Genomic DNA, 20,120 nt, shown 5'->3' with positions numbered 1-20,120 from the left:
ATGAAAACGAGAAAGATTATTCAGATACTGCTTTTATGTTTACTGACTTATCCTTTATATGCACAGCAAGCAGAAATCAAAGTTTCCGGTAAAGTGACAGATGTCAATAATGAAACACTGGAAGGAGTAACCATCTTACTTAAAAGTTTAATTGACTCCGCCTATATTAACGGAACTATCACAGACACTTGCGGGGTATTTGTTCTTCCTAAGGTGAAACCGGATAAATACCTGTTAGAGTTTTCAATGCTGGGATATAAAAAACAATACATTACAATACAAATAAAAGAGAGTCAGGCCCTTCCTTCAGTCATAATGGAAGAGGATGCTCAACTACTTTCAGCCGTAACAATAACCGGTATGCGCAAACTGATGACGATGAAACCCGGAACGACCTCTTTCGATATGGACGCAATGGTACTCGGCTCTCAGGGTAACGTACTGGATGCATTAAGAAGCCTCCCCGGGGTAATGGTAAATGAAGATGGCAGTGTGATCCTGAACGGACAGAGCGGCATTCAGGTACTGGTCAATGGAAAAAGTACTTACCTGAGCGGAGACAAGCTGGTCAATTATCTACGCTCAATGCCTGTTTCATCCATAAAAAACATCGATCTGATTACCAGCCCTTCCGCCAAATATGATGCTGCCGGAAAAACAGGGCTGATCGATATCCGGACACAAAAGGTTACCATTGAAGGCTGGACAGCCCAGGCTAATACAAGCTATCAGCAATCAGCCGATGGCAAATGGAACGTCGGAGGACGCTTGACCTACCAAAAGAATAAACTAGGACTTTTCCTCGATTATTCTCATTACCAGGGAAAATATAAATCGACACTGGATATCTTCCGCGAATACAATCTGCAAAATACAACATCCTCTCCCATGATGAACATCAACCAGAATTCAAGAATGAAAGACCATAACCGGGGAGACTGGGCTCGCCTGGGAATGAACTACGATATAAATGACAACTTCTCTTTTGAGGTATCCACCAACGGGACACTTTTTACTAAGCGCATACCCGGCAGCACCGATACATACATTCAAAAAGCCAACAGCCCTGTCGATTCTTCCCTTCATACCCAAAGCCGGACTTATACCAAACAACGGGCTATTTCCGGTGGTCTTCTTCTTAACTACAAAAACGACAAGGATCAGACAGCCGACTTTTCATTCGATTATCTGCTGCATGAGCATAAACAAACGCTCTCCATGTTGAACGAAATGAGAAACCCGGAAGAACAGATATTAAACAGAGACACATTAAAAGGCGATATGAGCAGTAACATACGCATGTATTCCGCACAAGCCAACTGGGGTATGCCTTTACCGGCTGAATTCAAGTTCTATTCCGGACTGAAGTTCACCTGGGTAGACCTGGATAACAGTGCATTATATGCAAACCTAAGAACCGGGCAATGGTTCCCCAACAACAGCCTGAGTAACATGTATAAATACAATGAGAATATCAATGCCGCCTATATCCAGGTAAACGGACAGGTCGGAACATTCAGCCTGGAAGCAGGTTTACGCCTGGAGCAAACCCGTATCAGCGGAACGCAATATTCACCGGACATAAACCGGAACGACTCTTCCTATACGGACAACTATATCCACCTGTTTCCATCCCTGACCGTGCAATATAATATTCCGGAAACAGACAACAGTATCTCCTTTTTATACAACAAAAGGATCATCCGTCCCAACTATGGCGACCTAAGTCCGTTTAATTATATATGGGATGATTATACCCGTTCAACCGGCAATCCCAACCTAAAAGCCGAGCTCACGGATAATATAGAGCTTGCCTATATTCACAGGAAAATGTACCGCGCAACCCTGTTTTTCTCATACACCCAAGCCCCCATCATGCAGAATATTGAAATAATGGAAAACAATGTCGCTGTCGTCTATCCGGAGAACTTTAAAAATAACTCAAGGATAGGGCTCCGGCTGGATGCAGGCGACCTGATCAGAAAAAGGTGGTGGAGAATGAGTGCTAATGCCACCCTGTTTTATAGCTTATATAAGTGGAGAGATACCGGAAAAACCATTGAAAAGAAACTGTTCACCCCATCTATCAGCATCAACAACCAGTTCATACTTCCTGCCGGACTGAATGCCGAGATATCCGGTTTTTACAACGGACGTATGGCATTCGGACAAGCCACTGTCAATCCGCACTGGTCTGTATCGATGGCCATACAGAAAAAAGTCTGGAATGATAAACTCACACTCCGTTTATACGCCAACGACTTGTTCCAAACGAACAAACAGGATCTTGACCTCGATCTGTCCGGGAATATCGGCAAGGCATCCACCAAACAGTTCAACGATTATCGCTGTATCGGTATCTCCGTCTCAATTAATTTAAAACAAGGCAAACAATCTAAAAAAAGTAGCCGCGATACAAGCATAGATCAAAGTAAAAGAATAAATTTATAGTTTGAAATCAGTTATGAAAATAAAATACAACATCCTGAGTCCGTTGCTTATGACCATGCTGGCAATCTGCTGCTTGTGGATTGTCACGGACATGGCCTATGGAGTACGTATGTGGGAACTAGGTGCATCAGCCTGGTTCGACCGCATAAAGGCTCTCGCCCTCATAATGATAAATATTATCCTGGCCTCCCTGTTCTTCAATAGCTTGGCCACTATTTTCTTCGACAGAAATAAAGAAAACAAACTTCTTCCGAAAATAATAGAATATTTCTGGGTGATCCTGTTTATCATTGTCACACTCAATATCAGTCTGTACGTAATAATTATTTTCATCAATGAAACGACTTACCGCTGGGGAGAAGCCTTACTGATCAATGCCACAGCCCTACCCATATTCCTTTTTTATTATACTTCGATCAGAAATACAATCCTAAACAAGCATTACACAGAAAAGATCATCCAGTTGGAGAAATTAAAAGTCGATCAACTGGATGCAGAACTGAAACTATTACGATCACAGTATCATCCGCATTTTCTATTTAATGCCCTGAATACCGTCTATTTTCAGATCGACGAAGAAAATGAGGCTGCTATCGAATCGATCGAACTGCTTTCCGACCTGCTCCGTTACCAACTATACGATATAAATACGAAAGTGACGATCAAACAGGAAGTCGATTACCTACAAACTTATATACAATTTCAGCAGCTCCGTATGACGGAACGACTGAAATTTGAATCATCTTTCGATATGAATCAGAAAGATCAAAAAATACATCCGCTACTATTTCAGCCTTTATTGGAAAATGCCTTTAAATATGTAGGAGGAGATTACCTGATACAAGTTCAAATGCAACAAAAAGATTCAACTATTCATTTTATGGCTAGAAACACCATTATACCTGACACTGACAAAAAAGAAAAATCCGGTATAGGTATCGAGAACCTCAGAAAAAGATTGAATCTACTTTATCCCGGTAAGCACCGGTTAGACATTACAAACGACGGGATTTATTTCACCGTTAATTTATTCATCGATTTATCAGAATAATATGGAAATAAAATGCATTATAACAGACGATGAACCTATCGCCCGGAAAGGTTTGAAGCGATATATCAACAAGGTTGATTTTCTGACAATAGCCGGAGAATGCGAAGATGCGGTACAACTCAATAACATGCTCAAGACTGTTCATGCAGACTTGCTTTTCCTCGACATCGAAATGCCCCATCTGTCGGGACTGGATCTTTTAGCCGATCTGCAAAATCCACCCCATGTAATCATCACCTCAGCCTACGAGCAATATGCCCTGAAAGGATACGAGTTCGATGTAGTGGATTATCTGCTGAAACCTATCCCCTTTTCCCGCTTCCTGAAAGCTGTCAACAAAGTACATACAATGATAGAATCCGAATCGAAAAAAGAGGAGGATATATATATCTTTATAAAAACAGAGAAACAGCTAAAAAAAATCTATCTCAAAGAAATACTCTTCATTGAGAGCATGGAGAATTACATTATCATCCATACACCAACTACCAAAGATACAGCCAGCATCCGGTTGAAATCCATACTCGACACGCTTCCGGTAACTTCCTTTATGCAGGTGCACCGTTCATTCATTGTAAACCTATCCCACATACAGGCTATCGAAGGAAATCAGTTAGTTATCGGAGAACATAAAATTCCGGTATCACGCCCGATGCGGGAAGAGGTGTACAAAGCGATTATCAATAATCAGTTGATTACAAAATAACCATAGGTTCATTCATTTGTTTCTGTCAACCACGCCACCTTTTGCTCGGATTCATGCGGGCGACCGATTATATCCGCATAAAGCTCCGGACGACGGGCATTCCGATAACGATAACCTCCGGCTTGCTTTAATTTATCAGGGGTAGCTGTAGCAATTACGAAATCATCTCCCAACTTACGGCATTCCGCCAATATATCACCAAAAGGATCCAGAATCATTGAACAACCGTTTTTAACTTCATTATAGTCACGTCCGATCGGGTTGGAGAACACCACATACACGGCATTGTCGTAAGCTCTGGCGGGAAGCCATTTCATCAGCCAGGCACGACCTTTCAAACCATCAAACTCCTGCCGCAAACTCGTAGGGTCAATCTCCCGGTTTTCCCACAACTTCATATCTACCAAACCTGCACCAGGCCGTGGAGATGGCGTACACATCGTCACATGAGGCATAAATATAATATCCGCTCCCAACAAAGCCGTGGCACGAACATTCTCAACAATATTATTATCATAGCAGATCAATATACCACATTTCCACCCTTTGATATCGAACAATACATATTGATCGCCCGGTAAAATATTTGGATTGATAAACGGATGCAATTTTCGGTACTTCGCTTTCAATCCATTGCCATCCACACAAACTTGCGCTTTATAGATACGATCCTCCTCTCTCTCAAAGAATCCGGCTAACAAGGTGACACCAAATTCTTTAGCGATAGCAATTAGTGCTTGCGTGCTTTCCCCAGCAGGAATCGGTTCAGCAATAGCCAACAATTCCTCACGAGACAAATCCTTGGCAAACGTATATCCGCACACCGAGCATTCGTGAAAAGCCACCACGTCCGCACCTTCAGCCGAAGCTTTCCGACACATCTCCCGGATAACGGAAAGGTTATACACTTTGTCATTATCCCGTGTCTCAAACTGCACGGTAGCGATTTTCAATAATTCCATTAATATGTTGATTTATTAGGTTTACATATTATTCAATAGAGTCGTAAAGATAACAATTATCTTTTTCCCCAACCCGATTTCAGTAATAAGTTAATTACAAAACAGCTCGTTTAATTTTCAGCTTACCTGATCTTGATATAACCACAGTATCACCGGCAAAAGCATCTCCCTGATAAACATCGTTCAGGTATATTCGATTATCTCTTTCTTTGAAAGTATAAGGCCCCGATTGGAAAGTGTCTCCACTGTCATCTGTAAATCCGCTAATAGATTGGGGAGTTACGAAAACAATATCTTTGTATATCAAAGATGCTTTCATTACATATGGCTTAATAATAAGCGACTTTTTAGTAAACAGGTTTCCCTTTTTAAATATTATCGTATCGTTTTCCTGTACATGGCCAACAAAAGCATTATTCAGAAACAAAAATCCTTTATGCTCTTTGATCAACTCCTTCCCTGCCCTGATAAAAACGGTATCATTATTTATATAACTTCCATAACCGGGGAGTCCGCGGGGAAGTTGTATCTCAAACCCTCCGGTATTGTCAGTTACAAAATTCATTTTCATCATTTGCTGTGCGTTACATTTGGTGCCGACTGTATACAAACTAAAACCTATAGCCAGACATGCCGTTGTTAAAACTGATAATTTTGCCATTGTGTGTACTTTTAAGTTAAACAAATCTTTCAAAACAGATTTGAATGACAAATGAACCGAGAGTTCAGCTTTACCGACTTCCTGAACCTCCGGAGCAGCTAACAAGTCACAATCCAACGCAGTAGCAATTAGCCTCAATGTATAACTTCTTGGCACCACTTTTCCTGACTCGATACGTTGCAAAGTTCGGACACTAATATTACATTTACTTACCACTTCCTCTTGGGTCAATCCTTTCGTTTCCCGAAGCCCTGCAATGTACTTACCTAATTCCGGTTGTTTCATCTTCATTCAAATTTTCGACAAGATTATGCATAACTCAAACATTCAACAAATAAAGCAGCAAACTTTCACCCGACATTTACCCGACATTTGGCTATAACGCGGTTTATTCATACAAAGTTAACAAAACATCAGCGGAAAGACTATTCTTCCTCCGACTATTCCAACAAAAGACTTAACTCTTTATTTTTCAACACATTCTACACCTTTCACAACACCGATACGGTTAACTAATTTTAATATTAGCGCTTGATTACGAATGTGCAACGACAACACATTGGTTAACTGACAGTTAACATGTATTCTGATTAGAGGTCGTTGACGGCTTTATTTTTCTCTTTAATATAGAAAGAATATTCTTTATAAAGATTTATAAGGCAATCGGCATTTTTCTATTTTAAAAAGATTCAAAGAACGCATTTCATTTTACCTGGCAAATACAGGTATCTTCCATATCCCTGTGCTACTGAAAGCAGCCTGTTTTATTTCAGTGTTTACACAGACAATAGTCTTCAGTTACAAATACAATTGTATTTGATTTGAAAAACAGTTGTTTTTGAACACAAATACAATTGTTTTTATAGACGGAAATCAATTAAAAAACTTCCGGAAAATCGACTATTATTCCCATTGGGTTCCATCCAGTCCATCCGCTCCATATCCACCTCATATCTTTGTAAAGCATTTCAAGAGAATAACATCGGTTAAGCTCGATCAACAACAGATATATCTATATTTTTCCACCATTCTTTGATGTTATTATAGATTTACCTATATTTGTAAGCAAACAAGAGAAAGTATGTATAGTGAACTATATGAAAAATCCGGAAGTGATATAATCCGGGAATTGGGAAAACGGTATAGTGACTACCGAAAACGGATGGGGTACACACAAAAAGAAGTTGCAGAGAAATCAGGACTGAGCGTGTTTACCATAAGTTCCTTTGAGAACGGTTCTTCTACCGGTATTACATTGGCTTCGTTTATAAAATTGCTACGGGCAATCGACAGTCTGGATGAAATAGAGAAACTATTGCCGGAATTACCGGAAAGCCCACGGAGCTTATTTAAAAAACTAAGTAAACAATAACCTATGGAAACAAATGTAGTTAAGGTAAAACTATGGGGAATGGACGTAGGCTATCTTTCATGGGATAAGAAAACAGGAGCAGCTATTTTCGAATATGAACCTTCATTCCTTGAACAGGGATTGAATATCGCTCCATTGACAATGCCTATAGATTCACCTCGAAGCCAAAAGCAACTGCCGTGGATAGGAAATAAAGAGAAGCTTTATCAGGGACTCCCTCCCATGATTGCCGATTCTTTGCCTGATAAATGGGGAAATTCTTTATTTAAGGCATGGCTGCGGGATAACAATATTCCGGCGAAGAAAACAAGTCCTGTAGATCATCTCTCATTTATCGGCAGGAGGGCTATGGGAGCATTAGAATATGAACCTGCACAAAAATTAGGAGATGATTCTGCTTTTTCAGTCGATGTACAAAGATTATATGAGTTTGCCAAACAGGTATTAAACGAGCAGGAGACAACTATCTTAAATCAGGAGAACTCTATTCTATGGCAGGATTTAGTAAAAATAAGTTCATCTCCGGGAGGAAAACGTCCCAAAGCGATTATAGCCCTGAATAAAACAACGGGAGAGGTTATCTCCGGACAAGGAATAATCCCCGATGGATTTCAGCATTACATTCTTAAGTATGATGATAATTCAGTATATCCTTTTGCCAAACTGGAGTATGTTTATTATCGAATGGCGCTGGATGCCGGAATTAATATGATGTCATCGGAGTTGAGAACATACGATGGAATAACACATTTCCTAACTCAACGTTTTGATCGTAATGGAAACGAAAAAATACATACACAAACACTGGCGGCTATGTCACCGACAAGTGATAGTTATGAGGATATATTTGCAGTAATCCGTCGACTAAATCTACCCTATGAAGACAGTAGACAACAATACCTGCGAATGATATTTAATGTTATCGCCCGGAATGTCGATGATCATTCCAAAAACTTTTCGTTTTGTATGAATCGTACCGGAACATGGCGGCTATCACCTGCATACGATTTAACTTACAGCGTAGATCCAACTGCTCCTCCATATTCAAACAGGCACTCATTAACTGTAAATGGCAAAAACGAAGACATTACCTATGAAGATTTTGAAACTATAGCTTTAAATAACGATATACAAGATTATAAAGCATTAATTGATAGTGTTTCCAATGCGATCGCTAATTTCGAGGATTATGCAAAGGAATTGGCCATCCATGAAAAATTGATTGAAAGCATTAAGACTGACTTTATATTATGAACAAGCATTACATTCCAATTGTTATAAATTAAAAAACAATATGGAAACTTTCAAAGATATTATAAACGGGGACAAACCTGTATTGGTAGACTTTTTTGCAACCTGGTGTGGCCCTTGTAAAGTGATGAGTCCTACGGTCGAAGCTTTAGGGAAAGAATTAGTTGGACAAGCACGTGTTCTGAAAATTGACGTGGATAAGAATGAAGCGGTAGCCAATCAATATCGCATTCAGTCTGTTCCAACATTAATTATTTTCAAAAAGGGAGAAGCTGTTTGGCGCACGTCAGGGGTAATGGAGAAAGGGGCTCTTTTGCAGGAGATAAAAAAGTTTTTAGATTAATTTCCAATAGCCATTCAATCTCTGCTCATAACAAAGATTCATTGTTATGAACAAAGATTGAATTTATCATAAAGTATCTTTGCCTACAATCCTAATAAATCAATAATATGAACTAAAAAGTTTATTACAAATAAATAGACATCAACAGCTTTCAATTATTATTTTCTACTATTTTTTCAACATATAAATTACCCGATTTACTATTTGAAACTCCAACATATTTAAATTTAGATCCCATAGTACCGGTCCATCGTCCTTTTAATCGTATACTTCTTCCTGTTACATTTCCAACAAGAGTTCCTACATAAGATACATCAAACTTATATACCATCATATAAACTTGCCAACGCATATGTGTATTAGCTGGTATTATAGTCGTAAGATCATCTTTCCAGGAATACGATTTGGATTCAGTATCCGTAGTTGTAACAGACCAAGTACTCTCTGTTAGACTTTCAAAATTAACGGAACCACTAATATCTATTGTTGGTAGCCCTGTTTTAAATGTCGTGCTATTTGAAATTTTATTCGACATATTTAAACCTGTAACTTTTGAAAACAGAGAAGTCGTTGAATAAGTTTCTTCGATATGAAAAGTATGAGTAATAGGATTTGGATTTGTTCTATTATCCATATCATAATTTCGTATAAAAACCAAAGAAGAATCAACTCTATCACCATAATCCATAAAATAAGTTACATCTTTTAGAGTAAAATTCTCTACCGGAACAATCTCCCAGACATGACGTCCTCCTGTTTTTTTTTCTTCTGCAAAAGCCAAATCTATATTTACCGCATCCTTTGAATATAAATACTCTTTAGTTGGATAAATACTTGGATAATTAGGATTTTTGACATAAATATAAAAGGTTGACTCTATAGCCCCTTCTTCCATACCAACACCTAATGGCATAATATTATTCAATAATTTAGGGATATAACTACCTGGATCTCCAATCGGTGTCAAATAACCATTAGTTTGTGCACCTCCTTCAACTTTTATCAATGATCCAGATGAAGTAATAAGCCATCTCTGTCTCAAAGATCCATCATCTTCACTATGCAAAACCACCTTATTATCCTTAGGTCTAGCCGATAAAAATGGATTCCTCAAATTACCTCCTTTCATCTTGATATTTACTGGAATTCCTGACAATTGTGATAATACACTAGGAGCACTAACACTACTTTTGGTTTGAAATGCATTAGATAAATCCTTATCTAAATTATCATCAAAATCATTTTGGCAAGAAATTAAAATTAATGCCGAAAGAAAGACTAATCCTTTTTTTGCTAAATTTTTCATACTCTGTATTTTTTAATTAGACAATTCTCTATTACCCTAAATAGTATACTATTCGGAACCCTCTTTTGAGACAGAAAACAAAGCACTAACAACATTCAACTCGTTAGATATTATAACTTTATAGCTAGAACATTTTGAGACCTCATTCAATTTAACAAATTGAGTAGGAACATCTGAGCTATCTATTCTCATATTATAAATAATACATCCATTAGAAGTAGTGATACAAATATCAACACAACCAATATTCTCTAAAAAATGAATTGAAATTTCTTTATTATCATCTTCTAAATAAATCCGAATAGGAATCTCTGTAGAATAAGATTTTTCTATTCGTTTCCAAGAACCAGCCAACTCGATATTTCTTCTAGCAAAACAAGGCATAGATAAAAATACACATAGAATAAGGATAAACGCCACTTTTAATTCTTTCATAATAACTTAAATTAATAACATTTGATGCCAAATGTATATTAAATGCAGAAAAACATAGCAACCAAACTCATAAAGACCTTGGACGGATCACTACTGACAATCAAGCATATACATATTAAACATTGGACATTAAGAGATTAAAGCATTCTTATAACACACTATAAATAAACATATTATCTAAAATTCAGAGAAATAACAATAAATAGATATATTTTCACCTGATATTTGTAGTTTTTGGCGGATTCTAAAACGAAGTTTAGAAACGGACTCAGGATTTATGTGTAAAATAACAGCTTCTTGATTTTTGTCTAATAACAAAAGTGAAAGATAGCAATAACGCATCTCTACAGATTCTGGTTTAAATCCTTTACTAAGCAACTTCTCTTGAAATAAAAAATAAATCTCATCAACTTTATTCATTAGTATTTTCCAATCCTTCATAGTTAATGGAGATTTGGTTGCACCCGGAACAACTATTTGAGATAATTTTATAACCTTTTTCACTATTGGTGTCGAGATTAATATTTTATTTCTCAGAGAAACAATCTCTTTACGAATTTCTACTATCTCTTTTTTTTGCTTTCGGCATACCACCTCCTGCTCTTCAAAAGAGTTTAAAAGTGTATCATGCTGATTATTTAAAGAAAGTAAAGTTGTGATTTTTTGTAATTCTTTTTCTTTCGTTTCTAAATCAACAACTAGTTGTAACAATCTTTTTTCTTTGCGATCCAATTCTTTTTGCTGATTATGTAATATTTCATTATCACGTTTAGATTTTAACTGATAAAGAAAAGCCCAAAACAGACATCCTGTTACAGCTACAATCATCATAATGACATAGTATAACTGATTTATACGTAACTGATCATTTTCATTCAATATTTTTATATGATTATATTTTTTCTCTATTTCATCAATACGAGCTTCATTCTGTAATAATGACACTGAATCTGAAATTTGACAGTATGACTCTAATAAAGATAATGCCTTATAAGGGTTATCTAGTTCTTTTTCCAATAAATAATCTTGATATGTTATCCCTGCTAAGGTATATCCATTATTTATGTTCATTTTAGATTTTTCCAAATAATATTTTGCGCTATCAACATTACCACTATTCTTATACATTCGGCTTAATGCCAAATAAGTAGGTGCCATATCATTCTGGTCATAGTCCAAAGATTTTAATAAATATTTCTTTGCAGTATCAAGACTATCCATCATTTCATAAACATTACCTAAAGCATTTGCTATAGAAGAATATGCAATAGAGTCATTCCATGCCGAAACTATTGATTCTGCTTGTTTCAAATATTGTAATGCTAAATAGAATGAATCCTGTAGGCAATAGGTATAACTTATATCTCGCAAAGCAAGAGAGTAGCTTCTTTTATTATGAGCTTTCAGAAAATAGTCTGCGCCTTCTTTATATTTTAATCCTGCCTGACTTGGTAAATCTTTAAACACATACAGATCAGCCATATAACTACATACAAATCCTGCGACATTATATTCTTTTCCTCTCAAAGCAATATCTAAAGCATTTACATAACACCTCATGGCTTCATCATACTTCTTATCCTCTACATATGAACGGCCTAAATATAAACCGATTTGCGCCTGCTCATAGATAGTTCCATATCGTTCATACCAAATTTGTGCCTTTAATAAGAAAGAGGTATAAGGCATATCTTTGTGCAAATTGTCTGCCACTTCTCCTGATAACATACACCAATAGGCAAACAATCTATCATCCAACTTATCAGGGGTTATTATGCTCTCCAACAACAAATAGGTACTATCTGGATTCGTTTTCATTAAAGCCTCTGCTCGATTTATAATATGATGTTCCTTCTTATTACTTATACATCCGGTATAAAAGAATATTTGAATAATAAAAATAGACAATAAAAGTTTCATTGATATTATTTTTTGATTAATAACACAATATAAAAACTTTATTATTCATTGCGAAGCATTATCCCATAAAAAAAGGAATTCATTATTGAATTCCTTTTTCATATTTAATAAGTATATTGTTACTTACGATTCCTTTGGTATAGCAAATTTAATAATTTCAGTTCCCCAACTAGTAATCCTTGTAGTATCTTTATCAAACTCTTTTACATAGTTCAAACGTAAGTTCAAACTTTCTGCATTAGAAGCCTTTTCTATATTTAGCAAACGAGAGAATTCATTCCTTCCATCAAAAGTGACCACCTGAGTCGCATTCTGTAGTGTAGCCCCTTTTCCATCTTCAGTTTTAACTACACGTATAAAGAAATCGTATACACGTTTGCCATCTACGACTACCGGCTCCTGACTATAATTATAGGATAAATCAAAACGATTCTTTTGATCATTAACAACAGTCGGATAAGTAACACTCAAAAACAAAAAATTCTTTATTTTACTATAGCCACTTTGAGCAACATCCCTTAGTGTTAATTCGTTATCTAATGGCTTTATCGTATCCGTTAGACCGGGAATAATACTATATTTATCCAGTTTTGTATATCCACTTGCTGCAGTTGCCGTATAATAACCATTACTAGCTGCATTTGCATTCTCCTGACTATCGAAATCTATATGTAAATTTGCAACAAGACATTCACTATCACCCATAAAGTTAGGGTCATTAGCCAATGACGGGATATAATAAGCGACCTCGTCTGCAGTGAAAAACATGTTTTTACTGAACTTAGACTCATAGCTCAAAACGCCATAAGCAGTAAAATCTTGTTCATTCTTTCCCCCATCCAAGCAAGAGGTCAACAAAACTGTAGCCATAGCTACCGCACCTAAAAACTTAAGTTTCTTCATTTTTTCTGTTCTTTTTATTTTATGTTATTAGTATTTGTTTATTTAGAAACCCAGGCGGAATCCGGCCTGAAGACTTACATTAAATGGTTTTTCGGAACGTACGGTTTCAATCGTACTTCCATTGTCAAAGTAATAGTCGACACCCGCTTCCGCATAAAGACTTACAAAGCGAAGCAATGGATAGCTTACACCTGCACGGGCATTGACAGACCACATCCACTCTTTCATACGGATATGTTCGCTCTCTTTTCCATATAACTCTTTACCTGAATATTTCTCTGTAATCAACTTACCCGACACATTCACTTCTGTCATGGCACCTGCTGCGGCATACACCTGGAAACGATTCCATTCAGCAATCTTATAGGACAAAGAAACCGGAATACCGATAAAATGAAGCTTTTGTGCTGTCTTATTATAATATATCGGGGCATCCACATCCCAGGTAGAAGACAAAAACGTATAATTCAACCCCATCAACAAGGCAAACCGGTTATTCAGATAACGGCTTACAGAAAAACCCACAGATATCGGTGTCTTATGATGTATGTTTGTCTTCGGATATGTATTATTCTCAAAGTTAGCAGCATTGAGGAATAATAACTCCTGATCTGTCATCATCGTATTTTTCAGTGCGTATGTATTCAACGAGTTATTTGTACCCGCTGTCACACTACCACCTCCCATACCGAATCCCCATTTACGCGGAGACACTTCTTTTTCTTTTTTACCCACCGGAGCAGCATCTGCTATCAACGACCGGGTAGTAGCAGAACCCACTTCCGGATGATCCTGTGCAACTTCCTCTTTTTCAACCACTACAGGTTCTTCATCCGGATGTATTATTACTTCTGCTTGCTCCTCCAAATCATCATCTGAAGAAATAATGGCAGGTTCAGTATCGGCAACCTTTACGGCCGCCTTATATGTTGACTGCACCTTAACCGGCTGTTGCACTACGGCTACCGGCGATGCAGTTACTTTTTCCTTTATCGGCTCTACTACTGGTGCGACCGGAGCTTCAGCCTCTTTAGCCAGCTCAGTCTCCACCTTTTTAGTCTCTTTCTCTATCTTCTCTGCGATCGGAGCCACTTCTTTCTCCGAGTTAAACATGTAAACGCCTCCTGTTATCATCAATAATGAAATAACTGCCGCAGCAGCCCAGTAGCGAAGCGTTCGACGGAAAGGTACCGGTGCTTTTACCGGTAAACGATCGGCAATAGCCTCCCAGTCCCCCGGCATCGTATCCACTTCAAAATCCTGCAATTTCGAGCGGAACATATCATCAAATGTATCTCTTTCCTTTTCCATTTTCTCCTTTCAATACAAAGCGTTAATCCTCTTTTGTAACATCTGTTTGGCGCGCGTAAACTGTGAACGTGACGTACTTTCTGTAATATTCAACATCTCACTGATCTCCTTATGAGAATATCCTTCAATTGCGAACAAGTTGAATACCGTACGGAAACCGGTTGGCAACTCTTGTACCAACTGCATCAGCTCCGCTGCCGACATACTTGAAATGACCGAACTGTCGGGCTGGATCAACTCCGCCGTATTATCCAGATCGGTCGATTCGCGCAATACATCTGATTTACGCAAATACTCCAATGCACAATTTACAAAGATCTTCCGCATCCACCCCTCGAATGAACCAGCTCCCAAATAAGAGTCCATACTGGTAAAAACCTTTACAAAACCATCCTGCAACAAATCTCGGGCAGTCTCCCTGTCGTTCACATAACGCAGACAAACCCCCATCATTTTGCGGGAATACCTCTCGTAAAGCTCTTTCTGAGCCAGCCTGTCCCCCTTCCTACAACCTTCTATTAGTTGTGTCTCGTCCATTCAGTGTGTGCCTTCTCACCTCTTACGAGGCCGTACAAATATTATGATGTTATTCTCGTACAAAACGCTGCATGTTTCATGAACTTTTTTTCATAAAAGAGGCGGACACATAGATCCGCCCCATACAGGTATGCTTTGCAAAGATAAGATGTTCTAACGAATTTCCGTGTTAACGGATATAGACTGCTTAATTTTTTTTCGCAGGATTAACCGGGCAGCCGGCACCGTCGTCGACAGGCACTGCTTCCATTCCAATCTTTTTAAAGGCTGAAGCCAATTTGGTCTTGGAAGTCTTATCTGTCTTATAGGTTACGTTTACCGTACGAGTTTTCAGATCGCACTTCAGATCGGTCACCCCTTTCTCGAAAGCAATATTCTTTTCTACCTTTTTCTGGCAATTGGCACATTCCATTTCTTCCACGAAGAAAGTTACCGTGTCCTTTTTCTTCTTTGCATCCTGTGCATAGGCCGTAGAAAGCGTAAATACGGCACAAATCAATGCTACTACTAACTGTTTCATAATGTATTTGTATTAATTGGTAAATAATTTATCTGTTATTTTTAATCGCGGCTGATGTTAAAACGCAAGCCGGCATATATCTTTCGTCCGTGAACAGGGCCCCAAACCATCGAGCCATCGAAGTTATCCCCCCGCGGGTTTTCCGCATCGATGATCGGATGAGACTGCTTGTAATCGAACAGGTTCTCGGCTCCGATATAGATAGACCAACGGCGGAAATACCGGGTGATCTGTGCATTGACAACCGTATAAGCATTAAAGTTCGGTTCCCACAGCGGATTCGTCGCATCCGGAGTCGGCATACGTCCTCCCCCGTTAAACTGTCCGGTCAGGTCGAACTGCCACTTCTTCAACGGAGTCTGATAAGAGGCCGTTGCCAGCGCTTTATAGTCGCTGACCAGCGGTTTCTTCAGCCTCCGGGTCACTCCTTCCGCATTCCGGTAATCCGTTTTGGCATCCGTGTAACGATAAGCCGCAGTCAGGGTAAATCCACGGAAGAAAGGGTAAGTCGCTTCTACCTGGAAACTGTTGGAATACGATTTTCCATCCAGATTATAGAAGCCCACAGCATGCGGATCACTATCCATATCGACAACCACCTGCTTCAGGAAATTGGTGTAATACCATTCCCCGTTCAAAGATAATTCTTTTCCGAACAAAGGGATATAGAACGACAGGTTCAATCCTGTATTCCACGCCTCTTCCTGATCCAGGTTTTCGGCAATATTCATTTTACGGCTACTCGACAACAGGAAGTTGTTTTCAGCCAGGATATTGGCCGTACGGAAACCTTTCCCTGCCGAAGCACGGACATGGAGCCAGTCGAACGGATTATACTTAATATGTACGCGAGGCGTAACAAAGAAATCGTATAAAGAGCTGTAATCGGCACGGACACCTCCCAGAACGATCAGCTTATCATTCAGATTGTAAGTGTACTGCACATAGGCACCGGGAACAACTTCGGTACGGTCGAACACCTTACGCGTTCCTGCCTGTAAAAGGTTTTCATTGAAACCGTCGTAATTCATACTCAATCCGGTGCTCAGGCTGTGTGCCGGAGAAAACTCTTTTTCATACAACAAACTGGCATACACATTATTCTGATAGACATTGTAGGGCGTACGGTCGTACATGGACTTTTGTTCATGGTAAGAGCCGGAAAGGATCAGCGCCACGCTCTCCACTTTTTCCTTATCGATGATATAAGCCTGTTTGGTATACAGTTCCGCACGGTTCGTTTCCAGATGCACCTGATACGGGTCGGCGAAATCATGGTGTTTGGTAGCCTGGCCACCGGTACGGTTTTCATGCAGATAACGTGCTCCGTACTGCGCCACATAATTATCCAGTTTATGATACCAGCGGTTCATCAGGTTGACCTGTTCCTTTAGCGGAGTATCCAGAAAACCGTCGTCGTTGCCGTCATGCTGCTTCTTATCATTGGAATAATGAACCAGCAAGCCGGTCGATACCTTATCGTTGATATGCCACGAAGCATCCGCATTCCCTTCATAACGCCCGGCATCGCTACCGAACAGGTTCACTGAGAAAATATCCGCCGTAGGTGGTTTCTTGAACTCCACATTGATCTGTCCGGCAAGGGCTTCATATCCGTTCTTAACAGAAGAAGTGCCTTTAGACACCTGTATACTTTCCATCCAGGCACCGGGCACATAGTCCAGTCCGTACAAAGACGCTGCCCCGCGGAAGTTCGGATAATTCTCCGTCAACATCTGGACATAGGTTCCTGCCAGCCCCAACAGTTTGATCTGGCGGGCTCCGGTAGCCGCATCGGCATACGATACGTCTACAGACGGGTTCGTCTCAAAACTCTCGGCCAGGTTGCAACAGGCGGCACGGCATATTTCATCATAGGTAATCTTTTGCGTCTGCAATACGCTGGTACGGGAAGCGATCGTTCCCATTTTACGTTCGCTGATCACGACTTCTTCGAGGGCGACTTCCCCTTTCAAAGTGATTTGCAACGGCTCATCAGGGTTAGTCACCGGCATCACAAAAGTGGTATAGCCGATATAACTAACGACCAGGTTATTCGTACTTTTTCTTGTTTTCAACTTGAAAGCGCCGTCCACATCGGTCGTTGTCCCCTGCTGGGTTCCTTCCCAGTACACATTGGCACCGATAACCGGCTGGTTATTATCATCAAACACATGCCCTTTTACTTCATCCGCCCGGGCAGAAATGGCGAAGAAGGTTATTAATAGAATAAGATAGAGTTGTTTCAACATTACTTTACACTTTGATTCAATAAGTATTCGATTAGCACTATAGTCCTACCCCTATCAGCACTAGTATGCTAACACTACCAGCACGATAGTATGAATGGGGCTGACACTACTATCCTGTTTCCATAGCGGATACAGGCCGGAGTAGTTTCGGTCTACTAAATCAAAAGTGTAGTAAGCAGGTTCAGGTAAATACGCGGACAGACAACAGGTGGCCCGTCCTGATCCTGCGCAGTATATTCTTTTATGGAAGGAATAGGAAGCAATGATGCCAACGGAGAAGCGAACGATAAAAGGTCGATCACTACCGGTTGTAATTCAACTACCGGATTAGCGGAACTGCTCCAGTCGAAACTGATGCGCTCCAACCCACAGCAATCGTCTTCGCAACAGCCGGAATTACAGGCAGTAGCTTCGACTGCCGCATCGCAACAGCTATGTTCGTGCACTTCGCAACAGTTATCGTTCAGCAATACGGCAACACCTTCTGTGCGGCAATCACCAAAACAATAGGTAATTAAGTTTACTCCGGCACCTCCATAGAAGATTAGAGTCGCCAGAAAAACGATAAACAGATATGTCACAGTATTTTTCATCCGACACAAAGATAGTGCTTTCGTTTTAGCACTCCTATGCGTTAATGTTATTTAAGAAATCGGGAGAGATAATAATATGTTTCAGGAGAAACGGCACTCTCGATATGGTAGCGGGTGGAAGCAGAGACACTGAAAGTGTAACCTCTCTCTTCATTCGGAGCAACCGGAAGATAAAGTACCGTGTCCCTCACTCCGGTAGCCAGAATAGATTTGGCCGATGCCGTATCGATAGAGTCCGTCAACGAATAATAGATGGTATATGTCAGGTCTTCCTGCTCCGCTGCCGGCTTTTGCCAGGACAGTTTCAACTCGTTATCCACCTTTTCCACACGGATCTCTGCCGGAGCAGCCGGCACCTTGTCGCTTAGCCAGGTGAGCGGTAATAACTGGGCCGGATATTTGTAGTAATTGTCTCTCAACTCTTCATAAAGTCCTTTCGTATTATCCAATACATTCTCACAACGGAAAAAAGTACAACCCGCCCCGCCATAATAACGGCTGTAATCTATCTGGTCGGTAATGTCGTTCACAGTCCAGTCCGCTTCATTCTTTTCCATACGGTAAGCACCCAAGCCGGGTACAACCAGACGACCGTTACAATTCTCCACCCAATTGTCTACAAACGGGAAAAAGTTGTCATGCAGATAATACATCATGGGAACGATCATATCTTGTTTTCCTTTTTGCATCCACATCTTCGGATCCTGGAAAACACTTTCGTAGGCCGTCCAGCCGGCATTGGGAACCCGTTCGATACGGTTATATTTACCCAGCGGCGAACTGCTGACCTGCACCCAGGGCTTTGCCTGTTTTACCCAGTCATAGATACGGTACACCATCTTGTTGATGTTCTCGCGCCGCCAGTCCGGCAACTTCTGCGATTTACCATATTTATTATGAACCGCTTTATCCGGAAAACTCTTTGCCTGCTCCGGATAACGGATATAATCAAACTGGATACCGTCGATATCATAGCCGTTAACCAGCTCTTTCACCAACGACAGAATGTAATCGGCAGTCTCCGGCACTCCCGGATCGAGATACCATTCCCCATTATGGCGTTTGCATAACTTCGGATGGCGTTTAACGACGGACAGTTTGCCTTGTTCCTTCACAGCCTTCTCCGTACCAACAGGAAATGTCACAAACCAGGCATGGCATTCCATCCCCCGTTTGTGACATTCTTCTATCGCAAAAGCCAACGGATCATATCCGGGCATTGTTCCATATTTACCAGAGAAAGTTTTGGAAGCCGGTTCAATTGCCGAACGGTAAATAACATCCCCCCGCAGACGCACCTGCAAAAAGACGGTATTGAAATTCGCATCGGCCAACCGATCCAGTATATTGCATAAATCCTGTTGCTGGGCTTTCCTTCCCGCCTCTGTTGTAGCCGGCTTTTTAGGCCAGTCCAGACCATAGACGGTGGTGAGCCAGACAGCACGGATCTCGTGCTTCGGAGATTCAACCGCTCCTATTGTCTGAAGCAGTAAAAGTACCAGAAATAACAGGCAATACTTTCTCATTTCCACTTATTTATTTAGTG

The 20,120-nt window shown here is 39.9% G+C and carries 18 protein-coding genes; 6 read left to right on the top strand and 12 right to left on the bottom strand.

Going from position 1 to position 20,120, the window contains the following annotated elements:
- From HMPREF1212_RS03755 to HMPREF1212_RS03745, 3 genes are read left to right on the top strand one after another with little or no spacing between them, the layout of a single operon-like run.
- Positions 1-2,451 (top strand): outer membrane beta-barrel protein, encoded by a 2,451-nt coding sequence (locus HMPREF1212_RS03755; protein WP_046148486.1) that lies wholly within the window; start codon positions 1-3, stop codon positions 2,449-2,451.
- 13 nt (positions 2,452-2,464) lie between these two features.
- A complete protein-coding gene (locus tag HMPREF1212_RS03750; RefSeq protein ID WP_046148485.1) occupies positions 2,465-3,502 on the top strand; it encodes a sensor histidine kinase in 1,038 nt (345 codons plus the stop codon).
- Between the two features lies 1 nt (position 3,503).
- The gene (locus HMPREF1212_RS03745) at positions 3,504-4,208 is read left to right on the top strand and encodes a LytR/AlgR family response regulator transcription factor (protein ID WP_046148484.1); all 705 of its coding nucleotides are present in this window, start codon (positions 3,504-3,506) and stop codon (positions 4,206-4,208) included.
- A gap of 8 nt (positions 4,209-4,216) precedes the next feature.
- Here the strand turns inward: HMPREF1212_RS03745 and HMPREF1212_RS03740 are convergent, their stop codons facing one another.
- The gene (locus tag HMPREF1212_RS03740) at positions 4,217-5,170 is read right to left on the bottom strand and encodes a nitrilase family protein (RefSeq protein WP_046148483.1); all 954 of its coding nucleotides are present in this window, start codon (positions 5,168-5,170) and stop codon (positions 4,217-4,219) included.
- 94 nt (positions 5,171-5,264) lie between these two features.
- The gene (locus tag HMPREF1212_RS26230) at positions 5,265-6,116 is read right to left on the bottom strand and encodes a helix-turn-helix domain-containing protein (RefSeq protein ID WP_082099916.1); all 852 of its coding nucleotides are present in this window, start codon (positions 6,114-6,116) and stop codon (positions 5,265-5,267) included.
- 796 nt (positions 6,117-6,912) lie between these two features.
- Between HMPREF1212_RS26230 and HMPREF1212_RS03730 the strand changes: the two genes are divergently transcribed.
- The 3 genes from HMPREF1212_RS03730 to trxA are packed head-to-tail and all read left to right on the top strand — an operon-like array spanning position 6,913 to position 8,797.
- Positions 6,913-7,203, top strand: coding sequence for a helix-turn-helix domain-containing protein (locus HMPREF1212_RS03730; RefSeq protein ID WP_046148482.1), 291 nt, complete (start codon positions 6,913-6,915; stop codon positions 7,201-7,203).
- A gap of 3 nt (positions 7,204-7,206) precedes the next feature.
- Positions 7,207-8,457: a type II toxin-antitoxin system HipA family toxin gene (locus tag HMPREF1212_RS03725; protein ID WP_046148481.1), complete on the top strand. Its 1,251-nt coding sequence runs from the start codon at positions 7,207-7,209 to the stop codon at positions 8,455-8,457.
- A gap of 40 nt (positions 8,458-8,497) precedes the next feature.
- On the top strand, positions 8,498-8,797 hold the full coding sequence (gene trxA, locus HMPREF1212_RS03720) for a thioredoxin (RefSeq protein ID WP_046148480.1): 300 nt from the start codon (positions 8,498-8,500) through the stop codon (positions 8,795-8,797).
- A gap of 151 nt (positions 8,798-8,948) precedes the next feature.
- Here trxA and HMPREF1212_RS03715 read toward each other — a convergent pair whose 3' ends face one another.
- From HMPREF1212_RS03715 to HMPREF1212_RS03670, 10 genes are all read right to left on the bottom strand, one after another.
- On the bottom strand, positions 8,949-10,103 hold the full coding sequence (locus HMPREF1212_RS03715) for a hypothetical protein (protein WP_046148479.1): 1,155 nt from the start codon (positions 10,101-10,103) through the stop codon (positions 8,949-8,951).
- A gap of 48 nt (positions 10,104-10,151) precedes the next feature.
- Positions 10,152-10,538 carry a DUF3244 domain-containing protein gene (locus HMPREF1212_RS03710; protein ID WP_046148478.1) on the bottom strand — a complete coding sequence of 129 codons (387 nt, stop codon included), beginning with the start codon at positions 10,536-10,538 and terminating at the stop codon, positions 10,152-10,154.
- A 177-nt stretch (positions 10,539-10,715) separates the two neighbouring features.
- Positions 10,716-12,458 carry a tetratricopeptide repeat protein gene (locus tag HMPREF1212_RS03705; protein ID WP_046148477.1) on the bottom strand — a complete coding sequence of 581 codons (1,743 nt, stop codon included), beginning with the start codon at positions 12,456-12,458 and terminating at the stop codon, positions 10,716-10,718.
- Between the two features lie 123 nt (positions 12,459-12,581).
- Complete coding sequence (locus HMPREF1212_RS03700) at positions 12,582-13,361, bottom strand: BFO_2992 family lipoprotein (protein ID WP_046148476.1); 780 nt, start codon at positions 13,359-13,361, stop codon at positions 12,582-12,584.
- 42 nt (positions 13,362-13,403) lie between these two features.
- Positions 13,404-14,672 (bottom strand): porin family protein, encoded by a 1,269-nt coding sequence (locus HMPREF1212_RS03695; RefSeq protein ID WP_046148475.1) that lies wholly within the window; start codon positions 14,670-14,672, stop codon positions 13,404-13,406.
- A gap of 9 nt (positions 14,673-14,681) precedes the next feature.
- Positions 14,682-15,209: an RNA polymerase sigma factor gene (locus HMPREF1212_RS03690; RefSeq protein WP_046148474.1), complete on the bottom strand. Its 528-nt coding sequence runs from the start codon at positions 15,207-15,209 to the stop codon at positions 14,682-14,684.
- A gap of 187 nt (positions 15,210-15,396) precedes the next feature.
- Complete coding sequence (locus tag HMPREF1212_RS03685) at positions 15,397-15,729, bottom strand: cation transporter (protein ID WP_046148473.1); 333 nt, start codon at positions 15,727-15,729, stop codon at positions 15,397-15,399.
- 41 nt (positions 15,730-15,770) lie between these two features.
- Positions 15,771-17,981: a TonB-dependent receptor gene (locus HMPREF1212_RS03680; RefSeq protein ID WP_046148472.1), complete on the bottom strand. Its 2,211-nt coding sequence runs from the start codon at positions 17,979-17,981 to the stop codon at positions 15,771-15,773.
- A 155-nt stretch (positions 17,982-18,136) separates the two neighbouring features.
- Entirely contained in the window at positions 18,137-18,574 is a 438-nt protein-coding gene (locus HMPREF1212_RS03675) for a hypothetical protein (protein ID WP_046148471.1), read from the bottom strand.
- A 47-nt stretch (positions 18,575-18,621) separates the two neighbouring features.
- Positions 18,622-20,100: a glycoside hydrolase family 10-like protein gene (locus HMPREF1212_RS03670; protein WP_046148470.1), complete on the bottom strand. Its 1,479-nt coding sequence runs from the start codon at positions 20,098-20,100 to the stop codon at positions 18,622-18,624.
- Positions 20,101-20,120 lie beyond the last annotated feature (20 nt).

It is taken from the genome of Parabacteroides sp. HGS0025, from assembly GCF_000969845.1.
GTDB lineage: Bacteria > Bacteroidota > Bacteroidia > Bacteroidales > Tannerellaceae > Parabacteroides > Parabacteroides gordonii.
The sequence above is the reverse complement of the archived record's forward strand: the minus strand, read 5'-3'. Positions and strand labels throughout refer to the sequence as shown.

What these genes read in the sequence shown, in the direction of transcription:
- HMPREF1212_RS03705 (WP_046148477.1), bottom strand. Translation starts at nt 12,458, where the DNA reads ATGAAACTTTTATTGTCTATTTTTATTATTCAAATATTCTTTTATACC.
- HMPREF1212_RS03680 (WP_046148472.1), bottom strand. Translation starts at nt 17,981, where the DNA reads ATGTTGAAACAACTCTATCTTATTCTATTAATAACCTTCTTCGCCATT.
- HMPREF1212_RS03730 (WP_046148482.1), top strand. Translation starts at nt 6,913, where the DNA reads ATGTATAGTGAACTATATGAAAAATCCGGAAGTGATATAATCCGGGAA.
- HMPREF1212_RS03670 (WP_046148470.1), bottom strand. Translation starts at nt 20,100, where the DNA reads ATGAGAAAGTATTGCCTGTTATTTCTGGTACTTTTACTGCTTCAGACA.
- HMPREF1212_RS03690 (WP_046148474.1), bottom strand. Translation starts at nt 15,209, where the DNA reads ATGGACGAGACACAACTAATAGAAGGTTGTAGGAAGGGGGACAGGCTG.
- HMPREF1212_RS03700 (WP_046148476.1), bottom strand. Translation starts at nt 13,361, where the DNA reads ATGAAGAAACTTAAGTTTTTAGGTGCGGTAGCTATGGCTACAGTTTTG.
- HMPREF1212_RS03725 (WP_046148481.1), top strand. Translation starts at nt 7,207, where the DNA reads ATGGAAACAAATGTAGTTAAGGTAAAACTATGGGGAATGGACGTAGGC.
- HMPREF1212_RS03750 (WP_046148485.1), top strand. Translation starts at nt 2,465, where the DNA reads ATGAAAATAAAATACAACATCCTGAGTCCGTTGCTTATGACCATGCTG.
- HMPREF1212_RS03755 (WP_046148486.1), top strand. Translation starts at nt 1, where the DNA reads ATGAAAACGAGAAAGATTATTCAGATACTGCTTTTATGTTTACTGACT.
- trxA (WP_046148480.1), top strand. Translation starts at nt 8,498, where the DNA reads ATGGAAACTTTCAAAGATATTATAAACGGGGACAAACCTGTATTGGTA.
- HMPREF1212_RS03745 (WP_046148484.1), top strand. Translation starts at nt 3,504, where the DNA reads ATGGAAATAAAATGCATTATAACAGACGATGAACCTATCGCCCGGAAA.
- HMPREF1212_RS26230 (WP_082099916.1), bottom strand. Translation starts at nt 6,116, where the DNA reads ATGAAACAACCGGAATTAGGTAAGTACATTGCAGGGCTTCGGGAAACG.
- HMPREF1212_RS03695 (WP_046148475.1), bottom strand. Translation starts at nt 14,672, where the DNA reads ATGGAAAAGGAAAGAGATACATTTGATGATATGTTCCGCTCGAAATTG.
- HMPREF1212_RS03715 (WP_046148479.1), bottom strand. Translation starts at nt 10,103, where the DNA reads ATGAAAAATTTAGCAAAAAAAGGATTAGTCTTTCTTTCGGCATTAATT.
- HMPREF1212_RS03685 (WP_046148473.1), bottom strand. Translation starts at nt 15,729, where the DNA reads ATGAAACAGTTAGTAGTAGCATTGATTTGTGCCGTATTTACGCTTTCT.
- HMPREF1212_RS03675 (WP_046148471.1), bottom strand. Translation starts at nt 18,574, where the DNA reads ATGAAAAATACTGTGACATATCTGTTTATCGTTTTTCTGGCGACTCTA.
- HMPREF1212_RS03710 (WP_046148478.1), bottom strand. Translation starts at nt 10,538, where the DNA reads ATGAAAGAATTAAAAGTGGCGTTTATCCTTATTCTATGTGTATTTTTA.
- HMPREF1212_RS03740 (WP_046148483.1), bottom strand. Translation starts at nt 5,170, where the DNA reads ATGGAATTATTGAAAATCGCTACCGTGCAGTTTGAGACACGGGATAAT.